The organism is Dactylosporangium sp. NPDC049525, from assembly GCF_040676755.1.
GTDB lineage: Bacteria > Actinomycetota > Actinomycetes > Mycobacteriales > Micromonosporaceae > Dactylosporangium.
Map to the genome: position 1 here is coordinate 397009 of NZ_JBFAPO010000001.1, position 22010 is coordinate 419018.

Below are 22010 nucleotides of genomic sequence, written 5' to 3' on the forward strand. Positions count from 1 at the left end.
GGGTGTGGGGTGGGAACCCCCCACGGAACCGCTGGCGAAGCCGACGGAGCTAGAAACCGCGGAGCCGCAGGAGTTCTTCGTAGGCGTCGGCCGGGTGGGCGTTGAGGTCGTAGCGGCTGAGCAGGAACAGGTGCTCGCCGGCGTCGATCTCGAGCAGTTCGCTGCGCATGCCGCCGCGTGAGCGGGCGTCGACCCGCATCCGCTCGACCTGCGCCCAGGCGACGTGCTGGCGTCCCGCGTATCCACTGACGACGGTGACCCCGTCGAGGTCGGCGGCGAGGCGGACCGGCGCGACGATGTCCCGCAGCGCGTAGACGCCCAGGATGGCCGCGGCGACCAGCGCGGCGGTGAGCATCCGGTTGTCCGCGGCGGCGAAGACGCCGGCCAGCACGAGGCCGATCGCCGCACCGCATTTGAGCACCGTGAACGCCGTCGACACGCGCCAGCGCAGGCTGGTCGGCGCGGGCGTCAGGTCCGTGGCGGACGGCTCCGATGATGGGGTCCCGCTGCGGATGTCCATCCCAACAGCATGCGCTATTTCGTCTTCGTGATCGAGGTGGCGGTGACCGTTCCGTCGGCGTTCTGACCGACGACCGTCACGCTGGACCCGGCGGTGAGGTCCTTCAGCGCGCCGGGCGCGGAGACGGTGGTCGTGCCGCTGGTCTTCACGATCAGCGTCTGACCGTCGGCGGTCTCCACATAGACGGTGGTGCCGTCGACGAGCTTGACGGTGCCGGTGATCCCGCCGCGGGTCCCGGTCTGACCGCCGGTGCCGGTGTTGCCGCCTGGGAGGCCACCCTGCCCGCCGCGGCCGGCGAACTGGCTCGCGAGCGCGGCCGGGTTCACGCCCGGTGCGCCCGTGGCGGCCGGTGCGGTGCCGTAGCTCTTCTGCACCTGGGCGCCGCCGACGAAGCCGGCCACCAGCAGGGCCAGCGCGGCCAGGACATACGTGGCGCGGTTGGCCAGGCGGCGCGGTGCCGCCTTCGAGATCCGCTCGTTCAGGTCGTCGTCGAGCGGCTGGGCCAGCAGGTCGTCCGGCTCCTCGACGAAGGCGAGGTCCGCCGGCACCGGCTCGAGGACCTCGGTGTCCGAATTGTCAACCCTATCCAAGTCGGCCCTATCCAAGTCGGCATTGTCGAACTCGGTCTTGTCGAAGTCGACCTTCTCGACGTCGACCGACGTGGACGCGGACGGTCGGCGAAAGGCGTGGCTCACAGAAATCTCCTCGTCGACTGCCGTGCGGGATGGACCAGGTTGCGGTGCCCGCGGGGGGATCGGCACCGCAACCTGGACCGGCCCGCACGGTCGGACCTACTCATAACGCAGCGCTTCGATGGGGCGCAGCCCGGCGGCGCGGCTGGCCGGGTAGCTGCCGAAGAACAGCCCGATCGCGACCGAGAACCCCAGGGCCAGGAAGACCGAGCTGGGCACGATGACGGGTTTGATGCTGACGATGGTGAAGCGGCTGCCGATGACCGCGGCGGCCACCCCGAGCAGTCCGCCGATCAGGCTCAGCACGGTCGCCTCGACCAGGAACTGGGTGAGGATCGTGCGCTTCGGCGCGCCGAGGGCCTTGCGGATGCCGATCTCGCGGGTCCGCTCGGTGACCGTGACCATCATGATGTTGGTGATGCCGATCCCGCCGACCAGCAGGCTGATCCCGGCGACCGCGCCGAGCAGCAGGGTGAAGGTCTCGGCGGTGTTCGCGCGGGTCTCCAGCAGCTGCGAGGCGTTCTGGATGCGGTACGCGGTGGTGCTCGACCCGGTGATGTTGAGCTTGGCGTTGAGGATCGCGGTCACCTCGCTCTGCGCGTCGGTGACGTCCTCCGGCGACGTGGCCTGGATGAGCAGCTGGTTGAGCGATCCGTAGCCGGTCAGCGACTCCTGCACCGCGGTGACGGGTGCGACGGCGACGTCGTTGGGGTCGGTGAAGCCGGTGCCGCCCTTGTCGGCGAGCACGCCGACGACCGTGAAGAGCTTGCCCGCGACGTTGATCTGCTTCGACAGCGGATCGACGCTGCCGAACAGCTCCTCGGCGACGGTCTTGCCGATCACGACGACCTTGCGGGAGTCGGTGACGTCCTCGGCGGTGAAGAGGGCGCCCTTGTCGACCTTGAAGTTCGAGGCCGCGACCCACCCCGGGTACGTGCCGACGAACTGCGCGATCGTGTGGTTGGTGCCCTCGTAGGTGGTCGCCTGCGACCCGGTGACGACCGGCGAGACGCTGCGCACGTGCGGCGCCTCGTTCTTGTCCTCCAGCGCCGGCACCAGATCCATGTTGAGCGCGGTGCTCGTCGTGGCCGCCGCGCCCCGGGCGCCGCCGCCACCGCCGGCGGTCACCGTCAGCGTGTTGGTGCCCAGCGCCTCGATCTGCTTCTGCACCGCCTGCGCCGAGCCGTTGCCGACCGCGACGAGGAGGATGACCGCGGCCACGCCGATGAGGATGCCCAGCACGGTGAGGCTGGAGCGCAGCTTGTTGGCGGTGATCGCGCGCAGCGCGAAGCGGATGGTTTCGAAGAGGTTCACTTCAGCCGCTCATCCTGGACGATGTGTCCGTCGACGAGCCGGATCAGTCGCTTCGCCCGCTCGGCGACGTCCGGCTCGTGGGTGATCAGCACGATCGTCCGGCCCGACGCGCTGAGCCGGTCGAAGACGGCGAGGACGTCGTTGGTGGACTGCGTGTCGAGGTTGCCGGTCGGCTCGTCGGCGAGGACGAGGGCCGGCGCGGTGACCAGCGCCCGGGCGACCGCGACCCGCTGCTGCTGGCCGCCGGAGAGCTGGTTGGGCTCGTGGTCGGCGCGGTCGGCGAGGCCGACCATCGCCAGCGCCAGGTTCGCCCGGCGGCGGCGCTCGGCGCCCTTGACCCCGGCGTAGGCGAGCGGGAGCTCGACGTTGGCCCGCGCGCTGGTGCGTGCGATGAGGTTGAACGCCTGGAACACGAAGCCGATCCGCCGGTTGCGGACCAGCGCCAGCTGCCGGTCGTTGAGGCGGCTCACGTCGACGCCGTCGAGGAGGTACCGGCCGGTGGTCGGAATGTCGAGGCAGCCGAGGATGTTCATCAGGGTCGACTTGCCGGAGCCCGACGAGCCCATGATGGCCACGAAGTCGCCGCGCTCGACGGTGAGGGACACCCCGCGCAGGGCCTGGACCTCGGTCTCGCCCTGCCCGTAGATCTTCCTGACGTTCCGCACATCCAGCACCATGCTGCGGGTCTCGGTCGCCGCGGTGTACGCCGGAGCGCTCATGTCGATGCCCCCCATCAGTTGCCCGGGCGGGCGCCGCCGCCACCGCCGGTGAAGCCGCCGCCGCCACCCGTGAAGCCGCCACCGCCGCCGGGGAACTGGTTGGTGTTGCCGGTCGTCGAGTTCGTCGTGGTCGTGGTGATCACGACCTGCTCGCCGGCCTTGAGCCCGGACTTGATCTCGACGAACGAGCCGCCGGAGATGCCGACCTCGACGGTGCGGGTCTCCACCTGGCCGTTGACCTGCACCTGGACGGTGCGCTGGCCGCCGGCGGTGCGCAGGGCCGCGCTCGGGATGCGCAGGGCGTTCTGCGCCTCGGCGATCGTCACGACCGCGGTGGTGCTCTGCCCGAGCCGCACCCCTTCCGGCAGCGTGTCCAGGCCGATGACCACCGCGTAGGAGTTGACGTTGTTGGTGGTCGTCGCGGTCGGCGAGATCGTGCTGACCTTGCCCGTGGCGCGGGTGCCGCTCAGCGCGCTCCAGCTGACCTCGGCCGCCTGGCCCGCCTTGAGCTTCGTCGCGTCGGCCTCGGCGAAGTTCGCGTTGATCTGCAGCTTCGTGAGGTCGGCGAGCTGGATGAAGCCGGAGGAGGTGCTGCTGCCGGTCGAGCCGGTGGCGCCGGTGCTGCCGTTGCCGCTGGATGAGGACCCGGCGGACGACGAGCCGACGGCGCCGTTCACGGCGGTGACCGTGCCGGCGATCGGGGCGGTGAGGACCGTGCCGTTGACCGTCGTCTGCGCCGCCGTGACGCTGGCCTGCGCCGTGGCGACCTGCGCCTCGGCCGAGGCGATCGTGGCGTCGTCGGCGCTGTTGTTCTCCGACCGGGTGAGCGACGCCTTCGCCGCGGTCAGGTTGGCCTTCGCCGTGTTCAGCGACGCCTGCGCGGCGGTCGGGTCGACCTTTGCCAGGACCTGCCCCTTGGTGACCACGTCGCCGACCTTCACGTCGACCTCGGTGACGGTGCCCGAGGTGGTGAAGTTGGCGTTGGCCGTCGCGGAGCTGGCCACGGAGCCCGACGCGGACACCGTCTGCGACACCGTGCCCTGGGTGACCGCGACGGCCCGGGTACGGGTGTTGGTCTGCGAGGCCTCAGCGGCGGCCGGCCCGGAGACGATCTGGTAGGCCCAGAGCCCACCGCCGACCGCGGCGACCGCGAGCGCGGCGTTGATCAGGCCCACGGAGTTCAGCTGTGGTCGGCGTAGAGACGGCAGCGACAAACGCATGAGGGGAATCGTGCTGGGTGCCGCTCGGAGCGACCCTCAGCTTCCCTCGGAGTTACCTCGGAATCCGGGTTCATCGGATTCGTCCTCAAAATCGGGCTCGGGCATCGCCGGCAGCAGGACCCGGAACCGCGCGCCCTGGCCCGGTCCGGTCCACAGCTCGACCCGCCCGCCGTGCGCCTGCACGATCGCGGCCACGATGGCCAGGCCGAGCCCCGCGCCACCGTGCCGGCGGGACCGGGAGCCCTCGGCGCGGTACAGCCGCTCGAACACCCGGACGGCGTCGCCGGGCTTCATGCCGGGCCCGGTGTCGGCGACCTCGATCGCAGCGAGGGGCACCCCACCGGGCAGCGGCTCGCCGATGACCGCGGTCGGCGGCGGCCCGTCGTCGGTGGCCCGGCCGACCCGCACGACCACGCGGGTGTCCTCCGGCGTGTGCTGCAGCGCGTTGCTGACCAGGTTCGCGACGACCTGCCGGATGCGGGCCTCGTCGCCCTCGACGGTCACCGGCTCGAACGTCACCGACCGCTCGTCCAGCGCCGACAGCTGCACGAACCGCGTCGGCACCCGCACGTGGGCGTCGCGCACCGAGTCGGCGGCGACCGCGAGCAGGTCCACGGGGGCCAGTTGCAGCGGCCGCTCCTCGTCCATGCGGGCGAGCGTGAGCAGGTCGTTGACGAGCAGCCGCATCCGGCTGACCTCGGCCTCGATGCACTCCATCGCCTCGTCCAGGGCCGGTCCGGGTGGCGCGCCGCCGCGCCGGTAGAGCTCGGCGAAGCCCTGCACGGAGGTCAGCGGGGTGCGCAGCTCGTGTGCGGCGTCGGCGAGGAACTGCCGCAGCCGCTGCTCGGACTCGGCGCTGTCGTCGACGGCCTCCTCGATGCGGGTGAGCATCGTGTTCAGCGCGATGCCGAGGCGCCCTGACTCGGTGTGCGGGTCGGCGTCGACGATCCGGCGGGACAGATTGCCGCCGGCGATCTCGACCGCGGCCTCCTCCATCCGGGTCAGCGGGCTGAGCCCGAGCCGCACCAGCGTCGCGGTCGCCAGTCCCACGAACCCGAGCAGCACCAGGCTGACCAGCAGAGAGTACTGCAGCATCCGGTCCCGGGTGTCCGTGATGTCGACGAGCGAGACCGCGTTGGCCCCGTACGCCGCACCCGTCTGGACCGGCAGCGGGAACACGATCACCCGCCAGTCCTCGCCGTTGGGTGTGGTGACCGTGAACGGCTTCGGCTGCTCGGCCCGCTGCCGGATGTCCCCGAACAGGGTGGGGTCCAGGACGACCGACAGTGGCTCCTTCAGCTTGCCCGTGCTGTCGAAGCGGTAGATCTGGTACAGCGGCCCGGGGGCGAACTCGCCGTTGTACCTGTCGCGCCGGGTGCCGCTCACCGACGCGCTCGGGTTCGGGACGGGCTCCACGTTCGGGCTGACACCCGGATTCGGACTCGCGCCCGGATTCGGGCTGACACCCGGATTCGGGGTTGCACCCTGGTTGGGGTTGCGGCCGCCGAACGCCCCGGGCGGGCGCACCGAGTGCTCCAGCTGGTCGTCGATGCGCTGCATCAGGTACCAGTTGAGCAGCCCGACGCCGATCGCGTTCGCGGCGATGAGCGCGACCCCGGCAAGGGTCACCACGGAGACGACGATCCTGGCCCGGACCGTCCAGTGGCGCCAGGGCCTAGGTCTCACTTCTGGGCAGCCTCAGCGCGTAGCCGACCCCTCTGACGGTGTGGATCAGCGGCGGGTCCCACTTGTCGACCTTGCGGCGCAGGTAGTAGACGTAGGACTCGACGATCCTGCCGTCGCCGCCGAAGTCGTAGTTCCACACCCGGTCCAGGATCTGCGCCTTGCTCACCACCCGGCCGGCGTTGGTCAGCAGGTATCGCAGCAGGTTGAACTCGGTCGGCGACAGGTCGACCCGGTGGCCGCCGCGGCGCACCTCGTGCGCGTCCTCGTCCATCTCCAGGTCCGCGTAGCGCAGCACCCCGCCGTCGACGAGCTGCTGCTGGTCGCCGAGGCTGCGCCGCAGGATCGCCCGGATCCGCAGCACGACCTCCTCGAGGCTGAACGGCTTGGCCACGTAGTCGTCGGCGCCCACTGTCAGCCCGGAGATGCGGTCCTCGACCGAGTCGCGGGCCGTCAGGAACAGCACCGGCACCGGCCGGCCGCTGGTCCGCAGCCGCTGCGCCACCTCGAAGCCGTCCAGGTCCGGCATCATCACGTCGAGCACGACCAGGTCCGGCGCGAACTCGGCGGCGGCGCTGAGCGCCTCCCGCCCGCCCCCGGCGACCTTGACGTCAAACCCGGTCAGCCGCAGTGTCGCCGACAGCAGGGCACGGATGCTCGCCTCGTCGTCCACGACGAGGACCTTCGGCTGCGGCTGGCCACTTGCGACATGTCCGGTCATCGGCTCCATCGTCACCGACCTGCCGTCAGGATCTCGTCGCCTTCGGCAAGTCCGCTCTTGATCTCGGTGTTGACGTCGCCGCGCAGGCCCGTCTCGACGCTGCGCTCCTCGTCCCTGCCGTTGACCCGCACCACGACCTTGCCGTCGTGTACGGCGGTGGAGGGCACCGAGAGCACGTCGTCCACGGACGCGGTGACCACTGCGACAGTAGCGCTCTGCCCGTACAGCAGCGTGTCGGGCACCTTGTCGAACGAGACCAGCGCCGCGTAGCGCACCAGCCGGTTCGATACCGTGCCGGCCGGGTCGATCTGGATGACCTTGCCGTCGTACTTGGCGCTCGCGTTGTCCGGCAGCGTGATCCTCGCGACCTGGTCGAGCTTCAGGTGCGCCACCTCGGCCTCCGTGAACTGCGCCTTCACCACCACGTCACCGGTGCCGGCGAGCGTGATGACACTCGAACCGGCGTTGGATCCGACGGTGCCGTTGACCGCGAGCACCTTGCCGGCGACCGGCGCGGTGATCACGGTGCCGGCCAGCTTCGCGTTGGCCTGGACGAGGGTGAGCTTGGCGTTGTTGAGCCGCTGCTGCGCGGAGAGCAGGTTGTCGCTGGCGTTCTGGACGCTGTTGCCGTTCGCGCCCGTGTTCGCGCCGGGGTTGGCACCGCCCTGCCCACCGGTCTGGGTGCCGGTCTGTGTTCCGGTGCCGGCCGACCTGGTGGGGGTGGCCGTCGGGGTGCTGGTCGCGGCGGCCTGGGCGGTCTCGGCGCGGTCCAGGGCGTCCTGGGCACTGTCGACGCTCTCCGTGGCGGCGGTCACCGAGTCCTGCGCGGCGGTCGCGTCGATCCTGGCCAGCACCATGCCCGCGGCGACCACGTCGCCGGGCTTCACGTTGAGCTCGGTCAGCGTGCCGCTGCTGGCGAACCCGAGCGTGCGGCTCTGCTGCGCCTGCACTGTCCCCGACGCCGAGATCGTCGTCGCGACGGACCCGCGGGTCACCTTCACCGTGGCGGCCTTCGCCGGCGCGACCGTGTCGCCACCTGTCAACATGACACCCACGACGACCGCGACCGCGAGTACGGCAGCACCTCCGGCCAGCCACCAGACCTTCATGCCTGCAAGTGGACCGGTCCCGGCTCCCCGTCAGCTCGACCGGACCTCAAAGTTCCCTGGGAAGGCGTTATTACCGAATTTTGAGGTTCACCCCACGGGGCGTCGAGGTTGGCGACGTTCCATGACGCGAGTGATGAACAAGCGGATCGGTGGCGCCGCGCTCGCGTTCGCCGCGGTGGCAATCTTCGCCACAGCCTGCGGATCGTCGGACCCCTCGGCGCCGACCACGGCCGCCGGTGCCTCCGGCGGCACCGACTACGCGTCGTGCCTGCGCGACAACGGCGTCAACCTGCCGCAGATGAACGGGTCGGGCCGGCCCACGAACCGCCCGACCGCGTTCCCCTCGGGTCGCCCGACCGCGTTCCCGTCGGGCCAGCCGCGCCCGTCCGGCAGCGGCGGCTTCCGTGGCAACGGCGGTGGTGGTTTCTTCGGCACCGCGGCGCCCGACGGCGTCGACCAGCAGACGTGGGAGAAGGCGCAGAAGGCGTGCGCGTCGCTGCGCCCGACCGCGTTCCCCAACGGCGGCGGCGGCAACGGTGGGGGCGGTCGCGACGCCGCGTACCGCAACTGCCTCACGGAGCACGGCGTGACCGTCAGCGGCCCGGTCGACCAGCTCGACACCGCGGACGCGAAGGTCGCCGCCGCCGTGACCGCCTGCGCTCCCCTCAAGCCCAGCCCTCGCCCTTCCGCGTCCTGACCGGCCGGCCGACCGGCTTCCGGCCGGTTTTCGGCGGACCGGCCTCTCCGGCGACGCACAGGGTGTGCGCCGATCTTGCCGGCGTGGTGGTGGCAAAAGGGACGCCGTGGGAGCGTCCTGGCACTACGCCCGCAAGGTCGGCGCACGAAAGCAAAAAAGTGCGTGTCGCTGAGCAATACCCGTCGTTGGCTTGAGTATGGAGACGCTGGACACCTTCTCGTGCACCTTCCTGCCGGCCACGGCGTTGGCGAAGCTGTCCACCGCAACCATCCACCGCCACGTGCAGGTCCTGCGCGGCTGCGCCGGCGACCGCGACACCGTGGCCGTCGTCGCCCGCTGCACGTCCCGCGCTTCCCGCCGCAGCGTGCTGATGCTGACCCGCAACCGCCTGGTGATCACCACCGAGTCGCCACTGTTGCGCCGCGTCTCCCTGCACCTCAACGCCGACCTGCACCAGCTCGCCGACGTCACCTGGACCCCGGAGCCGGGACGCACCGGCCTCCAGCTCGGCGTGACCGCGATCGACGGCGTCCGCGAGAACCTGTGGGTACGCCTGCCGAACAAGACCGAGATGTGGCGCCTCGACGAGGCCCTCAAGCAGGCCTTCCGCACCCCCTGGGGCGTGATCGCCGCCGCGTCCAGCCCGGCCATCCCCAGGCTCGCGAAGGCAGTGCTGCGTTTCGCCTAGCGGGAGCACGGCAACCGGTCCACCCCGCGCGGGCGCTGGCAAGCCGCAGCTGGGGTGGACCGATCGATATTCTTGTATCCCACGAATCGTGTCCCAAACATCACCCGAACATCGGCGCCCGGTGGTTGGCGGCAGAATGTAGCCCGTGGATCAGGGCAAAGGGTTGGTGCTGGTCGTCGAGGACGAGCGGCCGATCGCCGACCTGCTGCGCATGTATCTGGCCCGCGAAGGGTTCGGGGTGCACGTCGAGCACGACGGCACGGCCGGGCTGGCGGCGGCGCGGAAGCTGCGGCCGGTCGCGTGCGTGCTGGACATCGCGCTGCCGGGGCTCGACGGCACGGAGATCTGCCGGCGGTTGCGGGAGTCGGGCGACTGGACGCCGGTGCTGTTCCTGACCGCGCGGGACGACGAGGTCGACCGGATCCTGGGGCTCGAGCTGGGCGGCGACGACTACATCACCAAGCCGTTCAGCCCCCGCGAGCTGGTGTCGCGGGTCAAGGCGGTGCTGCGGCGCACGCAGGGCCCGCCGGACGTCGAGCAGGTCCGCACCGTCGGGCCGGTCACGCTCGACCCGGCCCGGCGGGAGTGCCGGGTGGACGGCGTCGCGGTGGCGCTGACCTCGACGGAGTTCGCGCTGCTGGCGCACCTGATGAACCGGCCCGGCCGGGTCTTCACCCGGGAGGAGCTGCTCGGCTCCGTGTGGGGGTACGCCGCGCATTCCGGCACCCGGACGGTCGACGTGCACGTGGCGCAGGTGCGCGGCAAGCTCGGCGACGCGGCGGCGGTGCTCCGGACGGTGCGCGGCGTCGGGTACACCGCCGATGCTTAGGTCCATCCTCGGACGCAGCGCGCTGGTGACGTGCGTGGTCGCCGTCATCTCGGTCCTGGTGACCGCGCTGGTCGGGGCGCCGCTGGCGGTCCAGGAGGCGAACAGGTCCGCCAAGACGCGGCTCGCCGACGAGGCGACGCTGACCGCGGAGTTGCTGCGGCCGCGGTTCAACACCGCCAAGAGCGAAGACGAGCAGGTGATCGTCAAGCGGCTGCGGGCCCGTGGGATCGAGGTGTACCTGATCCGGGGCGGTCAGCCGGATCGGCCCGGGCTGCCGGACGGCGTGGTCAAGACGATCGGGGCGGGGCGGCAGGTCGCGGTACGCCGGGCGATGGTCGACAAGAAGGTGCAGCTGCTGGTGGGGCGGCCGGTCGGCAACGCGGGCAACGGGGTGGTGCTGACCGAGGAGCCGCCGAGCGGGACCCTGGCGCGGCTGTGGGGACAGCTGTGGATCGCGCTGCTGGCCGGGCTCGGGGCAGGGCTGTTGGCGGGCGTGCTGCTGGCCAGGCGGATCGCGCAGCCCATCCGTACCGTGGCGGCCGCGGCGAACCGGCTCAGCGCCGGCGACCGGACGGTCACCCTCGATCCTCGCGGGCCGACAGAGGTCGCGGATCTTGCTCGGGCGGTCAACGCGTTGACCGCGGCCCTCGCCACCAGTGAGGGGCGGGAGCGTGACTTCCTGCTGTCGGTGTCGCATGAGCTGCGGACCCCGCTGACCACGATCCGTGGCTACGCGGAGGCCCTCGCCGACGGGGTGGTCGGTCCCGACGGGGCGCAGCGGGCGGGGCAGACGGTGCTCGGCGAGGCGGAGCGGCTGGACCGGTTGATCGCCGACCTGCTGGTGCTGGCCCGGCTGGAGGCCGCCGACCTGCCGGTCGAGGTGGTCGACGTGGACCTGACGCAGTTGGTGGCGGCGACGGCCGAGGCGTGGGGCGGGCGGCTCGCGGCGGCGGGGCTGCTGCTGCGCACGGAGCTGCCGCCGATGGCGGTCCCGACGCGCACCGATCCCGGCCGGATCCGGCAGATCGTCGACGGCCTGCTGGAGAACGCGCTGCGGGTCGTGCCCTCGGGTGCGCCGGTGGTGCTGGCGCTGGTGTGGCAGCAGGCGTCGGCGTCGATCGAGGTCCGCGACGGCGGGCCGGGGTTCACCGACGACGATCTGGCGGTGGCGTTCGAGCGGGGTGCGCTGTCGCGCCGCTACCAGGGGGCCCGCAAGGTGGGCAGCGGGTTGGGGCTGGCGCTTGCGGCGCGGCTGGCCCGGCGGCTCGGCGGCGGGATCGCGGCGGGGCACGCCCCGGAGGGTGGCGCGAGGTTCACGGTCACGATCCCCCTCTGAGTTTGGGTCGGGTGATCCGAGGTAGTGCACCCTTCAGCCCAGTTCCGAGGAGGTACCCCGATGCGACGCTCACGGATTGGTTTGCTGTTCTGCGCTGTGCTCCTGGTGATCGTCGGTTCGCTGCCAGGGGTCGCCCTGGCGGATCCGACGCCGTCGGGCCACCCCAGCAAGCAGGACATGCTCGCCGGTGTATTGCACGGTGAGGGCATCGTGCAGACGAAGAAGGGCCCGGTGCGGGTCGCGATGCAGAACGGCACCGCGACGGCGGCGACGGACACGTCACTGACGATCCGATCGACGGACGGCTACACGAAGACATGGACCTTGGCCAACAACGTCAGGGTGTATGACCATCACAAGAGTGTGCCGGCAAGCACGCTGCAGGCCGGCTCCAGCGTGGTGGTGGGCGGCCCGATCACGGTCAACGGCGGCTCCGCGACTCCGGCAGCGACCCCCAGCACGACCTACACGGCGCAGATCGTACTGGTCCAGTCGACGCCGTCAGGCGCGCCGACCACTTCCTAAGTCCCTAGGGACGCAGCAGTCCTTAGGGACGCAGCTCCGCGATACAGCACTTGACACTGCCGCCGCCCTTCTTGAGCTCGGTCAGTTCCACCGGCACCGGCACGTAGCCGGCCTGGCGGAGTTTGGCCGCAAGGGCGGTGGCTTCGCTGTTGAGGACCACGTGGCGGCCGTCCGAGACGAGGTTGATCCCGAAGGACAGGGCGTCCTCCTCGTCGGCGACGACCGCGTCCGGGAACAGCTGCGCAAGCACGGCCTGCGACGCGGCGGAGAACGCGCCCGGGTAGTAGACGATCGTGCGGTCGTCGAGGGACGCCAGGGCCACGTCGAGGTGGTAGAAGCGCGGGTCGACCAGGCGCAGCGAGATCACCGGCCGGCCGAGCACCTCCTGCGCCTCGGCGTGCGCGGCGACCTCGGTCCGGAACCCGTGCCCGGCCAGGACCACGCCACCGCCGAGCGCGTCGGGCAGGTAGGCGAAGTCGCCCTCGCCCTCGTTGGTCTCCGTCGGCGCGACGAACGCCCAGCCCTGCTGCTCGTAGAACCGCCGGTGCTCGGCGGCCTCGGCAATGCGCTGCGCATACTTGAACCGTGCGCCGTAGACGACGCCGTCGACGCTGAACGCGCCGTTGGCCGCGTAGACCATGTCGGGCAGTCCGGTCTGCGGGGGCAGCACGTGCACCTGGTGGCCGAGCCGCACGAGCGTCTCGCGCAGGCCCTCCCACTGCTTCACGGCGAGCTCGGTGTCGACCGGCGTGGAGACGTCCATCCACGGGTTGATCGCGTACTCCACCACGAAATGCTCGGGTGGCGACATCAGGTAGGTGCGCTCTCGCGGCAGCCGCTCGACGTGGGTCACGAGATCAAACGGTAGATTTGCCGGGTCGCACAAAACAGCGAGAACACTTGCTTTCGAGGAGGGAATCGTTGCGCCTCGACCCGATCGACCAGCAGATCATTGCGTTGCTGCAGGAGGATGCCCGCTCGTCGTATGCCGACATCGGATCCGTGGTGGCGCTGTCCGCGCCGGCCGTCAAGCGCCGGGTCGACCGCCTTCGATCAACCGGAGTGATCCGCGGCTATACCGCGCTGATCGACCCCGACGCGCTCGGCTGGACGACCGAGGCGTTCGTCGAGCTCTTCTGCACCGGGCGCACGTCGCCGCAGCAGCTGCGGGCGGCCGCGAAGCGGCATTCTGCGGTCGTCGGGGCGTACACGATCTCCGGTGAGGCCGACGCGCTGGTCCACCTGCGGGCGGTGGACATGGCGGGCCTGGAGGAGGCGCTGGAGAAGCTGCGCGCGGAGCCGTTCGTGACGTCGACCCGGAGCATGATCGTGCTGTCCAGGCTGGTGGAGCGGCTCGCGCCGAAAGTCGGCACCGGGCCGGGAACCGGATCGACACCCGCCACGTCCTAGCCTGCATGAGACGCTCGCTTGTCGTCCTGAGCGCACTGTGCGTCGCGCTTTCCGGGTGTACGGGTGGCAGGACGCCCGCCACCGGTTCCTCCTCTGCGCAGCCGGTCGCTCCGGGTCCGGCACCCGCGTTCAAGCTGGTGGCCTTCGACTCGTGCGAGCAGTTGCTGTCCTCGCTGCGGGACGCCGCGGCCGGTGTGGTCGGGCCGTGGGGGTTCGCCAACGGTGGCACCATGTGGCGCGGCGGCGGTGTCGCGGACACCAACGCGCTGGGGCGCAGCGACCTCGCCGGCGGCAAGGCGGCGGCGCCGGGCGCGCAGGAGTTCTCGGGCACCAACAACCACGAGGCCGGCGTCGACGAGCCGGACATCGTGAAGACCGACGGCAAGCGGATCGTCACGCTCGCGCACGGGGCGCTGAAGGTGGTCGACGTCGCCAGCCGCACGGTCTCCGGCTCGCTCACCCTCGGCTCCGTCGACGACGTCTCGGGCAAGAGCGCCACCAACGTCACGGACCTGCTGCTCGCCGGCGACCGGGCGCTGGTGCTCGGGTACGACTACAAGGCCAGCATCGACGGGCCGCCCGGCCGGGCGCCCGGCGTCTCCGGTGCGCAGATGACGCTGGTCGACCTTGCCGGCGCGCCGAAGGTGATCGGCCGGTTCACGATCGACGGCGGCCTGCTCGACGCCCGCCAGGTCGGCGGCACCGCCCGCGTCGTCGTGGTATCCCGCCCCATGATCACGTTCCCGGACACGTCGAAGTTCGACAACGACGACGCCCGGATCGCGGCGAACCGCTCGGCGGTCACCGCGGCGCCGGTCGAGGCGTGGCTGCCGAAGTGGACGGCGGTCGACGGCGCCGGCAAGCGCACCGAGGGGCGCGTCGACTGCGGCGCGGTGAGCCGGCCCACCACCTACTCGGCCACCTCGATGCTGACGGTGCTGACGTTCGACCTGGCCGGGGCGGCGCTCGGCGGTGGCGACCCGGTGTCCGTCGTCGCCGACGGTGACACCGTCTACGCCAACGGGCCCAGCCTGTATGTCGCGAACGACCAGCGCTGGCGGGTGATGGCCGACACGGTCCGCAAGAAGGTCGCGACGTCGCCGGCCCGGCCCTTGACGCAGGTGTTCAAGTTCGACATCAGCGGCGCCGGGCGGCCCCGGTTCGTGGCGTCGGGTGAGGTGCCCGGCTGGCTGCTCAACCAGTACTCGATGTCGGAGTGGGACGGTCACCTGCGCATCGCGACGACCACGTCGCTGGAGAACACGACGTCGTCAGCGGTGTACGTGCTGCGGCTGAACGGCGGGCAGCTGACTGAGGCCGGGCACGTCGACGGGCTCGGCAAGGGCGAGCGGATCTACTCGGTGCGGTTCATCGGCACCACCGGCTACGTGGTGACGTTCCGGCAGACCGACCCGCTCTACACGCTCGACCTGAGCAATCCTTCCTCGCCGAAGGTCGTCGGAGAGCTGAAGATCCCGGGGTATTCCGCGTACCTGCACCCGGCCGGCGACGGGCGGCTGCTGGGCCTGGGGCAGGACGCCAACGCGCAGGGCCGGGTGCAGGGCCTGCAGGTGTCACTGTTCGACGTGCGGGACCCGGCGCATCCGGCGCGGCTGGCGCAGCATCAGGAGAAGGGCGGCCACTCGGAGGCCGAATACGACCCGCACGCGTTCCTGTACTGGGCGCCGCTCGGCCTGCTCGCGGTGCCCATGTGGGACAACCAGCAGCCGACCGTGGTGGTGCTGAAGGTGAGCGACACGGCGATCACCGAGGCGGGTGCGATCACCCACCCCGGTCGCTACACGACGATTCGCCGCTCGCTGATCGTCGGTGGCACCCTGTGGACCCTGTCGGAGCAAGGGCTGAAGGCCACCGACGCGGCGACCCTGGCAGAACAGGCCTGGATCGCGCTTTAGCTGAATTTTTCGGTCTTGCGCTTTTGTACTGTCAGCGCTGGTCTTCGGTCACGTGCTGCACGAAGGCCCGCCACGCTGCCGGGTCGACGTAGATCTCGGGGCTGTTGGCGTCCTTCGAGTCGCGGATGCCGACGGCCTTGGGGTCGAGCAGCACCTCAACGCAACCGTTGCCCCCGCTGCGCGTGCTCTTGCGCCACACAATGCTCATGACGATTCCTTAATTTCGCGGAAGTTGTGCGGGCTACTCGTATTCGCGAATGGCCCGCTGAATGTATTCAAGCGTTTCTGCGTGGCTCAACGCCACCGTCCGCAACGACTCGAAGGCCACCAGGTAACGGCGCACCTCTTCGGGCCGGTTGCGGAACACCCCGCCGGTCATGCCGTCGCAATACACGAGTGGCAGCTCGGTCTCGCCGGCGAACTCGAGAATGGTGAAGGCCCCGTCGATCCCGCGGTGTGCACCCCGGTCGAACGGGACCATCTGGAGCGTCACCGTCGGCCGGTCAGCGATCTCCAACAGCCTCATGAGCTGCCGTTTCATGACATCGCCGCCACCGACCGGCCGCTTGAGGACCGCCTCGTCAAGAATGGCCCAGATCTTCGGCGGCGGGTCTCGGGTCAGGACGGCCTGGCGCGCCATCCGGACGGATACCCGCTGATTCACCACGTCGGGCCGCTCCCCCACGGACACCGAATTGATGATGGCACCGGCATATTCCACGGTCTGCAGCAGGCCGTGAAGAATGACCGCGTCGAAGATGAAGACGTCGGACGCCTCGGACTCGAATCCGATCATTGTCTCGTAGGCGCCGAGCAATGCATCGCCATACGCCTCCCACCAGGCCCGCTGGCGCGACTGCGCGGCGAGCGCGGTGATCCGGCTGCGATCGACCTCAGGGGTCTTGTAGAGCTCGAAGAGTTTCGTCAGGTCCGGGTTGCGGACGCTGCTGTTGGCGGTCTCGATCCGGCTGACCTTGGACTCCGACCATTGCAGCTCGGAGGCGACGTCAGCCGCCGTCTTGCGAGCACCCTCACGCAACCGTCGCAGCTCTGCTCCGAGCTGGCGACGGAGCAGAGTCGGGCTCGGCTTCGACGACATCATGCACACGGTACCGCACGCGCGCACAAATACTGAGAACTTTCGGCACGGCGCTGCACTTGCATCTCCGACAGTCTTGATGCGCAATGGAGACAGAAGCTTATCGGTGAGGCTGCATGATCCGCCTCACCCGGCGACGGCGACGCTTTGGCTTCACGTGCCTCTTCCCAGAGGGCACTGGACGGCGGCCGTCACCGTGGCCGGTTGCCGCCTCCTTCTTTCGTCGCGTCAGCGCCCGCGATCCGAGCGCCGACCAGCATCAAAGGGAGCGCACCCTAATGAGTTCCTTCGCCCCGCAGTCGTTTGAGTCCCGGCCGGTCGTCCACTACAACCAGCACGGGATTCTGGTGACCGACCGGGTCTTCGCCTCTGAAAGCGGTCGCTACGAGATCGCCGAGCTGACCCGCCCGACGCACGGCACCGGCAACCTGCACCCGGGAGTGCGGGCGTGCGCGGCCGTCGGGATCGCGAACGCGATCGTGCTCGCCGTCGCCGTCGCGACCACCGGCTCGGTCGCCGTTGTCCTGGTCGCGCTGTCCGCGCTGCTGATCACCTGGGTCGTCGGCCTCTTCTACGCCCGGCGCTGGCCACGGCAGCACACGCTGCTGGCCGACTACCGCGGGCAGCAGGTCACCCTGCTGCACACCCGGGACCTGGACCTGTTCGGCCGGGTCTCCCGGGCGCTGCAGCGTTCGGTCGAGACCGCCCGGGGTCGTTAGAGGTACATCCCGGTGCGTTCGCCTTCGACCTGCCTGGGGGCGTCGTTCTCCCCGAAGAAGCGCTTGCCGCCGAACTCGCCCTGCAGGCGGTCGTCGAGCTCGTCCGCGAGCCCGGTCATCACCTGCACGGCGAGCATCAGGTGGGTCGCCTGGAAGTCCCGGCCGAACACGGGCACCGACGCCCACACCGTGTCGTTGGTGCAATACAGCCGGCCGATCGGCATCCGGTTGGTGAGCTCGGACAGCTTCACGTAGAGCCGCTCGGTCGGCTCGATCTCGGTCAGGATCGGCGAGAACACGTCGACCAGCGGCGGGTTGTCCCGCACCCGGACGAACACCATCGCCGACCCGGACCGGATGCCGATGTCCCCGTCCGGGTCGATCGTGAGCTCCTCCGGCGTCGTCTTCATCAACCGGGCCACGACCGTGATCACCTTGTCGTGCAGCGGCAGGTCCTCGCCCTGCTCCGACTCGCCGGCATGGTTGTGCTTGGCCCGCACCACGGCGACCGGCCCGTCCCCGTCGGTGTCGACGATCGACGCGAGCGACCGCGCCACCCCGAGCGCCGGCAACGCCGCCACCAGCCCCTGCGCGTCATGCGCGAGATACGTGAGGAACGCGGGGTGCGGCGTGCCGTAGATGTCCCGCAACGTCCGCATGATCAGCCGGCTGAGCTGCACCGCGTCGCTCTTCGGCACCCGCAGCCCGAACGCCTCACCCGACCCCGCCACCACACCCGGCGGCGACCACCCGAGCGCCACGATCTGCGCGATGACGGTGCGCCCCAGCCGATATGCCGGGGGCAGGTCCGCGTTGCCGACCGCGGTCGCGGCGAGCATGTCGCCGTCCTCCCCGGTCACCTGCACCGAATAGATGGCGTCGCCGGTGCCCGACGCCGTCGGGTCGAGCGTCAAGTCGAGCGTCGTGCCCGGGTCGAGCTGCCGCAGCGCGTCGACCAGGTGGCGCGCGAAGTCGCGCCAGGCCTCGGCAACCTTCTCCTTGAGATCCCCGCCGATGGGTTCCTCATCGTCGAACAGTGCTGCCTCGTAGTCCTGATCATCCGCCATGACCGCCTCCAATCCCCCCGGGCCTCACCCTATCCAGACGACGCACCTCCTGGGCCAGCGCCCACGCACCAACTCCTGAGTCAGCGGGTGTCCACCAACGCCACCAGCCGCGACCGGGCCTCCTCGAGATCGGCGCCCCGCCCCACCGCCACCCCGAGCAGGAACGCGGTCACCGGCGCCCCCGGCCGGGCCACGTTGTGCGCCACCTCCCGGGCGAGGTCAAGGATCGCGTCCTGCTCCCCCACACTCAGCGGCTCAAGCCCGAGCTCCGCACACGCCCGCACCACCCAGGCCGCCAGCTCCTGATCCACGCTCATCCCACTCCGCTCCGATCGCCACTCATGCCGTCCGCTGCCGCGCCGTCCGCTGCCGCGCCTGGCGCTGCTGGGCCGCGCGCTGGTTGCTCGTCTGCCCGGCGCAGGTCTTCGTCCGTGTCGCAGTCGAAGTATGGAGCGGGCCCACCGCCCTCCCACCTGACTTCGGCAACACCCAGCCCGTCGAACACCGCCCGCATCGACTTCCCCACCGGGTCACCGAGCCGCTCAACCCCGGCGCGCAGCGCGTGTACCCGCCACACCCCACACAGCAACTGCCGCTTCCCCCGCTCGTCGACGAACACCGCCCCGTCCACCCCCGCGGTGACCGCGTCGACCAGCACCGCGACCGCCTCGCCCGTGAGGTGCGGCAGGTCGGCCGCGAACACCCCGACCAGTGCCGCGCGGTCGGCCGACGGGATCAGGGCAAGCCCGGCCGCGGTCGCCGCCGCCGGACCGCCCCCTGGCGGCTCCTCCCGAACGGTGCGCACACCGGCGGGCAGCCCGGCCCGCACCGGCCCGACCACGATCCGAAGATCAGCACCGCCCAGTGCGCCAAGCACCCGGTCCAGCATGGGCACACCAGCAACGGCAAGCATCGGCTTGTCCCTGCCTCCGAGCCGGGTGCCACCACCCCCGGCAAGGATCACGGCCGTCAGCCCCGGCCACGTACTGGCTGCCCGCATGACCGAACGGTAGCCGCTAGACCCTCCGGACGTTTCGAACCGCCCGCACACGGGCATCGCGCCCAACGTCCAACCCTGGCCCCTTTGCGTGCTGCCAGTCGTGCTTCACCCGCTCGCCACCATGATCGTGGAACTTCGGTGGTTCCCCAGGCCCAGTGAGTTTCCACAGGTCGCGGGACGTGGTCGAGGTCGATGGCTGGACGGAGGAGCACCACACTTCGGATGGCGGTCTTCGCCGCAGGGTCGGGGTGCCGGCACCACACGGACGATGCGAAACGAACACGGCCTCGCCGCACCTGTCCGCACAGTCGGCAATGCCCAGCCGCAGACCGCCGCAGCGATCAGCGGACAACCTTCCACCTGACCGACGAGGCCGATCCGACCGCAACCACGACGACCCGCGACGGCAACCGCTCAACGACGGCCGCGGTGGCAGCGACGACCGCAGCCGCGACGACGACTGCGCGACCAACGACGACGGCGACGACGACGGCGACGGCGACGGCGACGGCGACGGCGACGAACACGACCACCACGACGACCCAGCGATGGCAGCCACAACGCGAACGCGAAAGGATCTGCTCTTCGATCGGGCGGCCTCAACCCTGGCGTGGGTGAACGCCGGCAGTCGGCAGTCGGCGGAGTGCCTGCATGCACGCCGGCTCGGCCGCCCCGCCCCCTGCCGACCCGCCTCGACGAGGGGCGGGGCGCGGAATACTTGAACACCGTTGGCCGGGACGTACCGTCGAGCGGGCAACGGCCGGAACACGCTCGCACCTGGAGGCCCTCACCATGGGACGCGTCACGCAACGGCGCACGATCGCCCGGGTCACCGTCGGCCCCGCAACCGCGGAGGGTGGCGGCATCGAGGTGAAGGTCGGGCCGGACACGCTGGTGGCCGAGGAGCCGCTGGAGATCAGGGTCGGTGCGGCGGGGGCGCCGAGGCCGCCGCTGGCCGTCACCATGCGGACGCCAGGTGACGACGTGGACCTGGCGATCGGATTCCTGTTGACCGAGGGCATCATCAGGTCGGCTGGCGACGTCCGGACGGCGCAGCTGTGCGCCGGGGATCAGGAGCCGAACACCTACAACGTCGTCGACGTGGCGCTGGCGGCCGGGGTGCCGGCGCCCGAGGTCGATCCGGCAAGGAACTTCTACACCACCTCCTCGTGTGGGGTGTGCGGGAAGGCGAGCATCGACGCGGTGCGGACCCGGTCGCTCTTCGACGTCGCCGCGGACGACGTCCGGGTGGCGCCGGCGGTGCTTGCCGGGCTGCCGGACGCGCTGCGGGAGGGGCAGCGGGCCTTCAGGACGACGGGTGGGCTGCACGCGGCGGGGCTCTTCACGGCCGGCGGGGAGCTGGTCTGCCTGCGGGAGGACGTGGGGCGGCACAACGCCGTCGACAAGGTCGTCGGGTGGGCGGTGCGGCAGGGGAGGCTCCCGCTCGCCGGTCACGTGCTGATGGTGAGTGGCCGGGCCAGCTTCGAGCTGTGCCAGAAGGCGTGGATGGCCGGCATCCCCGTGCTCGCGGCGGTGTCGGCGCCGAGCACGCTCGCCGTGGACGTGGCCGCCGAGGCCGGGCTGACGCTCGTCGGCTTCCTGCGGGGGCAGACCTTCAACGTTTACGTCGGCGCGCAACGCGTCGTCGGGCTGGAGCAGGTCGCCGCTCCCGTCGCACGATCGGCGGCAGCGACTGCGGTGACAGCCCCCGGTCCAGGATCTCGGCCATGAGCTTGGCGGCGCTGTAGCCCGGATCGGCGTCCAGGGCGCGCTCGACGGCGATGCGGGAGCGCACCCCGTTGCCGGAGCGCCACGCCGCATAGGCGACCAGCATCGCGGCGGGCGCGGCGAACGCCGGGGCGCAGCGGCGCAGCACGTCGGTCCACAGGCGCTCGTGGACCTCGAGGGCGGTCTCGCCGTCGCGGTCGATGCGCATCCACGCCTCGTCGCGCAGGCGCAGGCTGTGGATGAGGAACGCCAGCCAGGCGATCTCCTCGTCGGCGAGCCAGTCGCCGGCGCGGGTGCGGCGCAGCGCCGCGTCGAGGGCGGCGATGCCGTCGGACGGGGTGCCGGTGGACTGGGCGAGGCGTGCCTGGGCGTGCCGGGCCGCGCGCTCGGCCGCATCGAGGGCGGCGCCGGTCGGTGCGGCGAGGCTGCCGACGAGGGCGGCCCGGTCGGGCAGCGCGACCATGCCGATGAGCGTGGCGGTGGCGGCGATCGCCGATGCGGCGACGTCATAGGGCACGCCGTCCGCCGGGCAGCAGCCGGCCGAGTCGCAGATGAGGGACCGGTATCGCCCCTCGTGCGCCCACAGCATCTCGTGCACGGCGATGCCGTGGCGGCGCAGCTCGGCGCTGGTGGCGAGCAGGAGCGGCTCGACGCGCTCGGATGCGCCGTAGCCGATCAGCACGACGTGGTCGACGTGCTGGCGCCGGAACATGTCGACATACCCCTCGGCGAGGGTGTTGACGTCCTCGCCTGGGTCGGGCAGGTCGTCGCGCATGTGGAAGCGGAGCCGCCGGCCGCGCACGCCGAGGCCCACGATGCTGTCGGCCGGATGGAACCCGAACAGGTAGGGCGTGCCGGCCAGGATGTCTTCGGGTGTGCGCAGCCGCAGCCGGGGCTGGGCGATGGTGGAGGTCGCGGTGGTCATGCACCCGAGCCTGGCGGTCGCCGCCACGCACGGGAACTAGCGGTTTTCGGCTGTGGACAACGTCCGTTTCGATCCACAGCCGCGACCCGGCAC

General features: G+C 71.0%; 25 protein-coding genes. 9 read left to right on the plus strand and 16 right to left on the minus strand.

Annotated features, from left to right (window positions below; translation table 11 throughout):
• Positions 1-49: 49 nt before the first annotated feature.
• The 8 genes from AB0K00_RS01720 to AB0K00_RS01755 all read right to left on the minus strand — a co-directional run bounded on the left by AB0K00_RS01720 (position 50) and on the right by AB0K00_RS01755 (position 7978).
• A complete protein-coding gene (locus AB0K00_RS01720) occupies positions 50-520 on the minus strand; it encodes a PH domain-containing protein (RefSeq protein ID WP_363513628.1) in 471 nt (156 codons plus the stop codon).
• Positions 521-534: 14 nt separating this feature from the next.
• Complete coding sequence (locus tag AB0K00_RS01725; protein WP_363513631.1) at positions 535-1215, minus strand: hypothetical protein; 681 nt, start codon at positions 1213-1215, stop codon at positions 535-537.
• Positions 1216-1311: 96 nt separating this feature from the next.
• Positions 1312-2526, minus strand: coding sequence for an ABC transporter permease (locus AB0K00_RS01730; RefSeq protein ID WP_363513634.1), 1215 nt, complete (start codon positions 2524-2526; stop codon positions 1312-1314).
• On the minus strand, positions 2523-3245 hold the full coding sequence (locus AB0K00_RS01735; RefSeq protein ID WP_363513637.1) for an ABC transporter ATP-binding protein: 723 nt from the start codon (positions 3243-3245) through the stop codon (positions 2523-2525). The genes AB0K00_RS01730 and AB0K00_RS01735 overlap by 4 nt, the downstream gene beginning before the upstream one ends.
• A gap of 14 nt (positions 3246-3259) precedes the next feature.
• Positions 3260-4420 carry an efflux RND transporter periplasmic adaptor subunit gene (locus AB0K00_RS01740; RefSeq protein WP_363513640.1) on the minus strand — a complete coding sequence of 387 codons (1161 nt, stop codon included), beginning with the start codon at positions 4418-4420 and terminating at the stop codon, positions 3260-3262.
• A gap of 81 nt (positions 4421-4501) precedes the next feature.
• Positions 4502-6151: a HAMP domain-containing sensor histidine kinase gene (locus tag AB0K00_RS01745; RefSeq protein WP_363513643.1), complete on the minus strand. Its 1650-nt coding sequence runs from the start codon at positions 6149-6151 to the stop codon at positions 4502-4504.
• The gene (locus AB0K00_RS01750) at positions 6141-6869 is read right to left on the minus strand and encodes a response regulator transcription factor (RefSeq protein ID WP_363513646.1); all 729 of its coding nucleotides are present in this window, start codon (positions 6867-6869) and stop codon (positions 6141-6143) included. Before AB0K00_RS01750 ends, AB0K00_RS01745 begins: the two co-directional genes overlap by 11 nt.
• A gap of 11 nt (positions 6870-6880) precedes the next feature.
• Positions 6881-7978, minus strand: coding sequence for an HlyD family efflux transporter periplasmic adaptor subunit (locus AB0K00_RS01755; RefSeq protein WP_363513649.1), 1098 nt, complete (start codon positions 7976-7978; stop codon positions 6881-6883).
• A 121-nt stretch (positions 7979-8099) separates the two neighbouring features.
• Here AB0K00_RS01755 and AB0K00_RS01760 point away from each other — a divergent pair, with 121 nt between their 5' ends.
• The 5 genes from AB0K00_RS01760 (at position 8100) to AB0K00_RS01780 (ending at position 12053) form a co-directional block, all read left to right on the plus strand.
• On the plus strand, positions 8100-8675 hold the full coding sequence (locus AB0K00_RS01760) for a hypothetical protein (protein WP_363513651.1): 576 nt from the start codon (positions 8100-8102) through the stop codon (positions 8673-8675).
• A 190-nt stretch (positions 8676-8865) separates the two neighbouring features.
• On the plus strand, positions 8866-9363 hold the full coding sequence (locus tag AB0K00_RS01765) for a hypothetical protein (RefSeq protein WP_363513654.1): 498 nt from the start codon (positions 8866-8868) through the stop codon (positions 9361-9363).
• Positions 9364-9508: 145 nt separating this feature from the next.
• A complete protein-coding gene (locus AB0K00_RS01770; RefSeq protein ID WP_363513657.1) occupies positions 9509-10192 on the plus strand; it encodes a response regulator transcription factor in 684 nt (227 codons plus the stop codon).
• On the plus strand, positions 10185-11528 hold the full coding sequence (locus AB0K00_RS01775; protein ID WP_363513660.1) for a histidine kinase dimerization/phospho-acceptor domain-containing protein: 1344 nt from the start codon (positions 10185-10187) through the stop codon (positions 11526-11528). The genes AB0K00_RS01770 and AB0K00_RS01775 overlap by 8 nt, the downstream gene beginning before the upstream one ends.
• Positions 11529-11588: 60 nt before the next feature.
• Entirely contained in the window at positions 11589-12053 is a 465-nt protein-coding gene (locus AB0K00_RS01780) for a hypothetical protein (RefSeq protein WP_363513663.1), read from the plus strand.
• Positions 12054-12075: 22 nt separating this feature from the next.
• Here AB0K00_RS01780 and ddaH read toward each other — a convergent pair whose 3' ends face one another.
• The gene (gene ddaH, locus AB0K00_RS01785) at positions 12076-12906 is read right to left on the minus strand and encodes a dimethylargininase (protein ID WP_363513666.1); all 831 of its coding nucleotides are present in this window, start codon (positions 12904-12906) and stop codon (positions 12076-12078) included.
• A 68-nt stretch (positions 12907-12974) separates the two neighbouring features.
• Between ddaH and AB0K00_RS01790 the strand changes: the two genes are divergently transcribed.
• Positions 12975-13463 carry an Lrp/AsnC family transcriptional regulator gene (locus tag AB0K00_RS01790; RefSeq protein WP_363513669.1) on the plus strand — a complete coding sequence of 163 codons (489 nt, stop codon included), beginning with the start codon at positions 12975-12977 and terminating at the stop codon, positions 13461-13463.
• Positions 13464-13468: 5 nt separating this feature from the next.
• A complete protein-coding gene (locus AB0K00_RS01795; protein ID WP_363513672.1) occupies positions 13469-15379 on the plus strand; it encodes a beta-propeller domain-containing protein in 1911 nt (636 codons plus the stop codon).
• Positions 15380-15410: 31 nt separating this feature from the next.
• Here the strand turns inward: AB0K00_RS01795 and AB0K00_RS01800 are convergent, their stop codons facing one another.
• Complete coding sequence (locus tag AB0K00_RS01800; protein ID WP_363513675.1) at positions 15411-15587, minus strand: DUF397 domain-containing protein; 177 nt, start codon at positions 15585-15587, stop codon at positions 15411-15413.
• A gap of 33 nt (positions 15588-15620) precedes the next feature.
• Positions 15621-16481, minus strand: coding sequence for a helix-turn-helix transcriptional regulator (locus AB0K00_RS01805; protein WP_363513678.1), 861 nt, complete (start codon positions 16479-16481; stop codon positions 15621-15623).
• A gap of 275 nt (positions 16482-16756) precedes the next feature.
• On the opposite strand from AB0K00_RS01805, the gene AB0K00_RS01810 reads away from it, so the two are divergent.
• Positions 16757-17197, plus strand: a complete 441-nt coding sequence (locus AB0K00_RS01810; protein WP_363513681.1) for a DUF6232 family protein — start codon at positions 16757-16759, stop codon at positions 17195-17197.
• On the opposite strand, the gene AB0K00_RS01815 is transcribed toward AB0K00_RS01810, so the two are convergent.
• From AB0K00_RS01815 to AB0K00_RS01830, 4 genes are all read right to left on the minus strand, one after another.
• Positions 17194-18264, minus strand: coding sequence for a hypothetical protein (locus tag AB0K00_RS01815; protein ID WP_363513684.1), 1071 nt, complete (start codon positions 18262-18264; stop codon positions 17194-17196). The two genes, AB0K00_RS01810 and AB0K00_RS01815, sit on opposite strands and share 4 nt — an antisense overlap.
• Positions 18265-18344: 80 nt before the next feature.
• Positions 18345-18581, minus strand: coding sequence for a DUF6457 domain-containing protein (locus AB0K00_RS01820; protein ID WP_363513687.1), 237 nt, complete (start codon positions 18579-18581; stop codon positions 18345-18347).
• On the minus strand, positions 18578-19264 hold the full coding sequence (locus AB0K00_RS01825; protein ID WP_363513690.1) for an NTP transferase domain-containing protein: 687 nt from the start codon (positions 19262-19264) through the stop codon (positions 18578-18580). Before AB0K00_RS01825 ends, AB0K00_RS01820 begins: the two co-directional genes overlap by 4 nt.
• Positions 19265-19605: 341 nt before the next feature.
• Complete coding sequence (locus AB0K00_RS01830) at positions 19606-19800, minus strand: hypothetical protein (protein WP_363513693.1); 195 nt, start codon at positions 19798-19800, stop codon at positions 19606-19608.
• Positions 19801-20056: 256 nt separating this feature from the next.
• Here AB0K00_RS01830 and fdhD point away from each other — a divergent pair, with 256 nt between their 5' ends.
• Positions 20057-20995, plus strand: a complete 939-nt coding sequence (gene fdhD, locus AB0K00_RS01835; RefSeq protein WP_363513696.1) for a formate dehydrogenase accessory sulfurtransferase FdhD — start codon at positions 20057-20059, stop codon at positions 20993-20995.
• On the opposite strand, the gene AB0K00_RS01840 is transcribed toward fdhD, so the two are convergent.
• Complete coding sequence (locus AB0K00_RS01840) at positions 20880-21917, minus strand: DUF4192 domain-containing protein (protein WP_363513699.1); 1038 nt, start codon at positions 21915-21917, stop codon at positions 20880-20882. The genes fdhD and AB0K00_RS01840 overlap by 116 nt on opposite strands.
• Positions 21918-22010 lie beyond the last annotated feature (93 nt).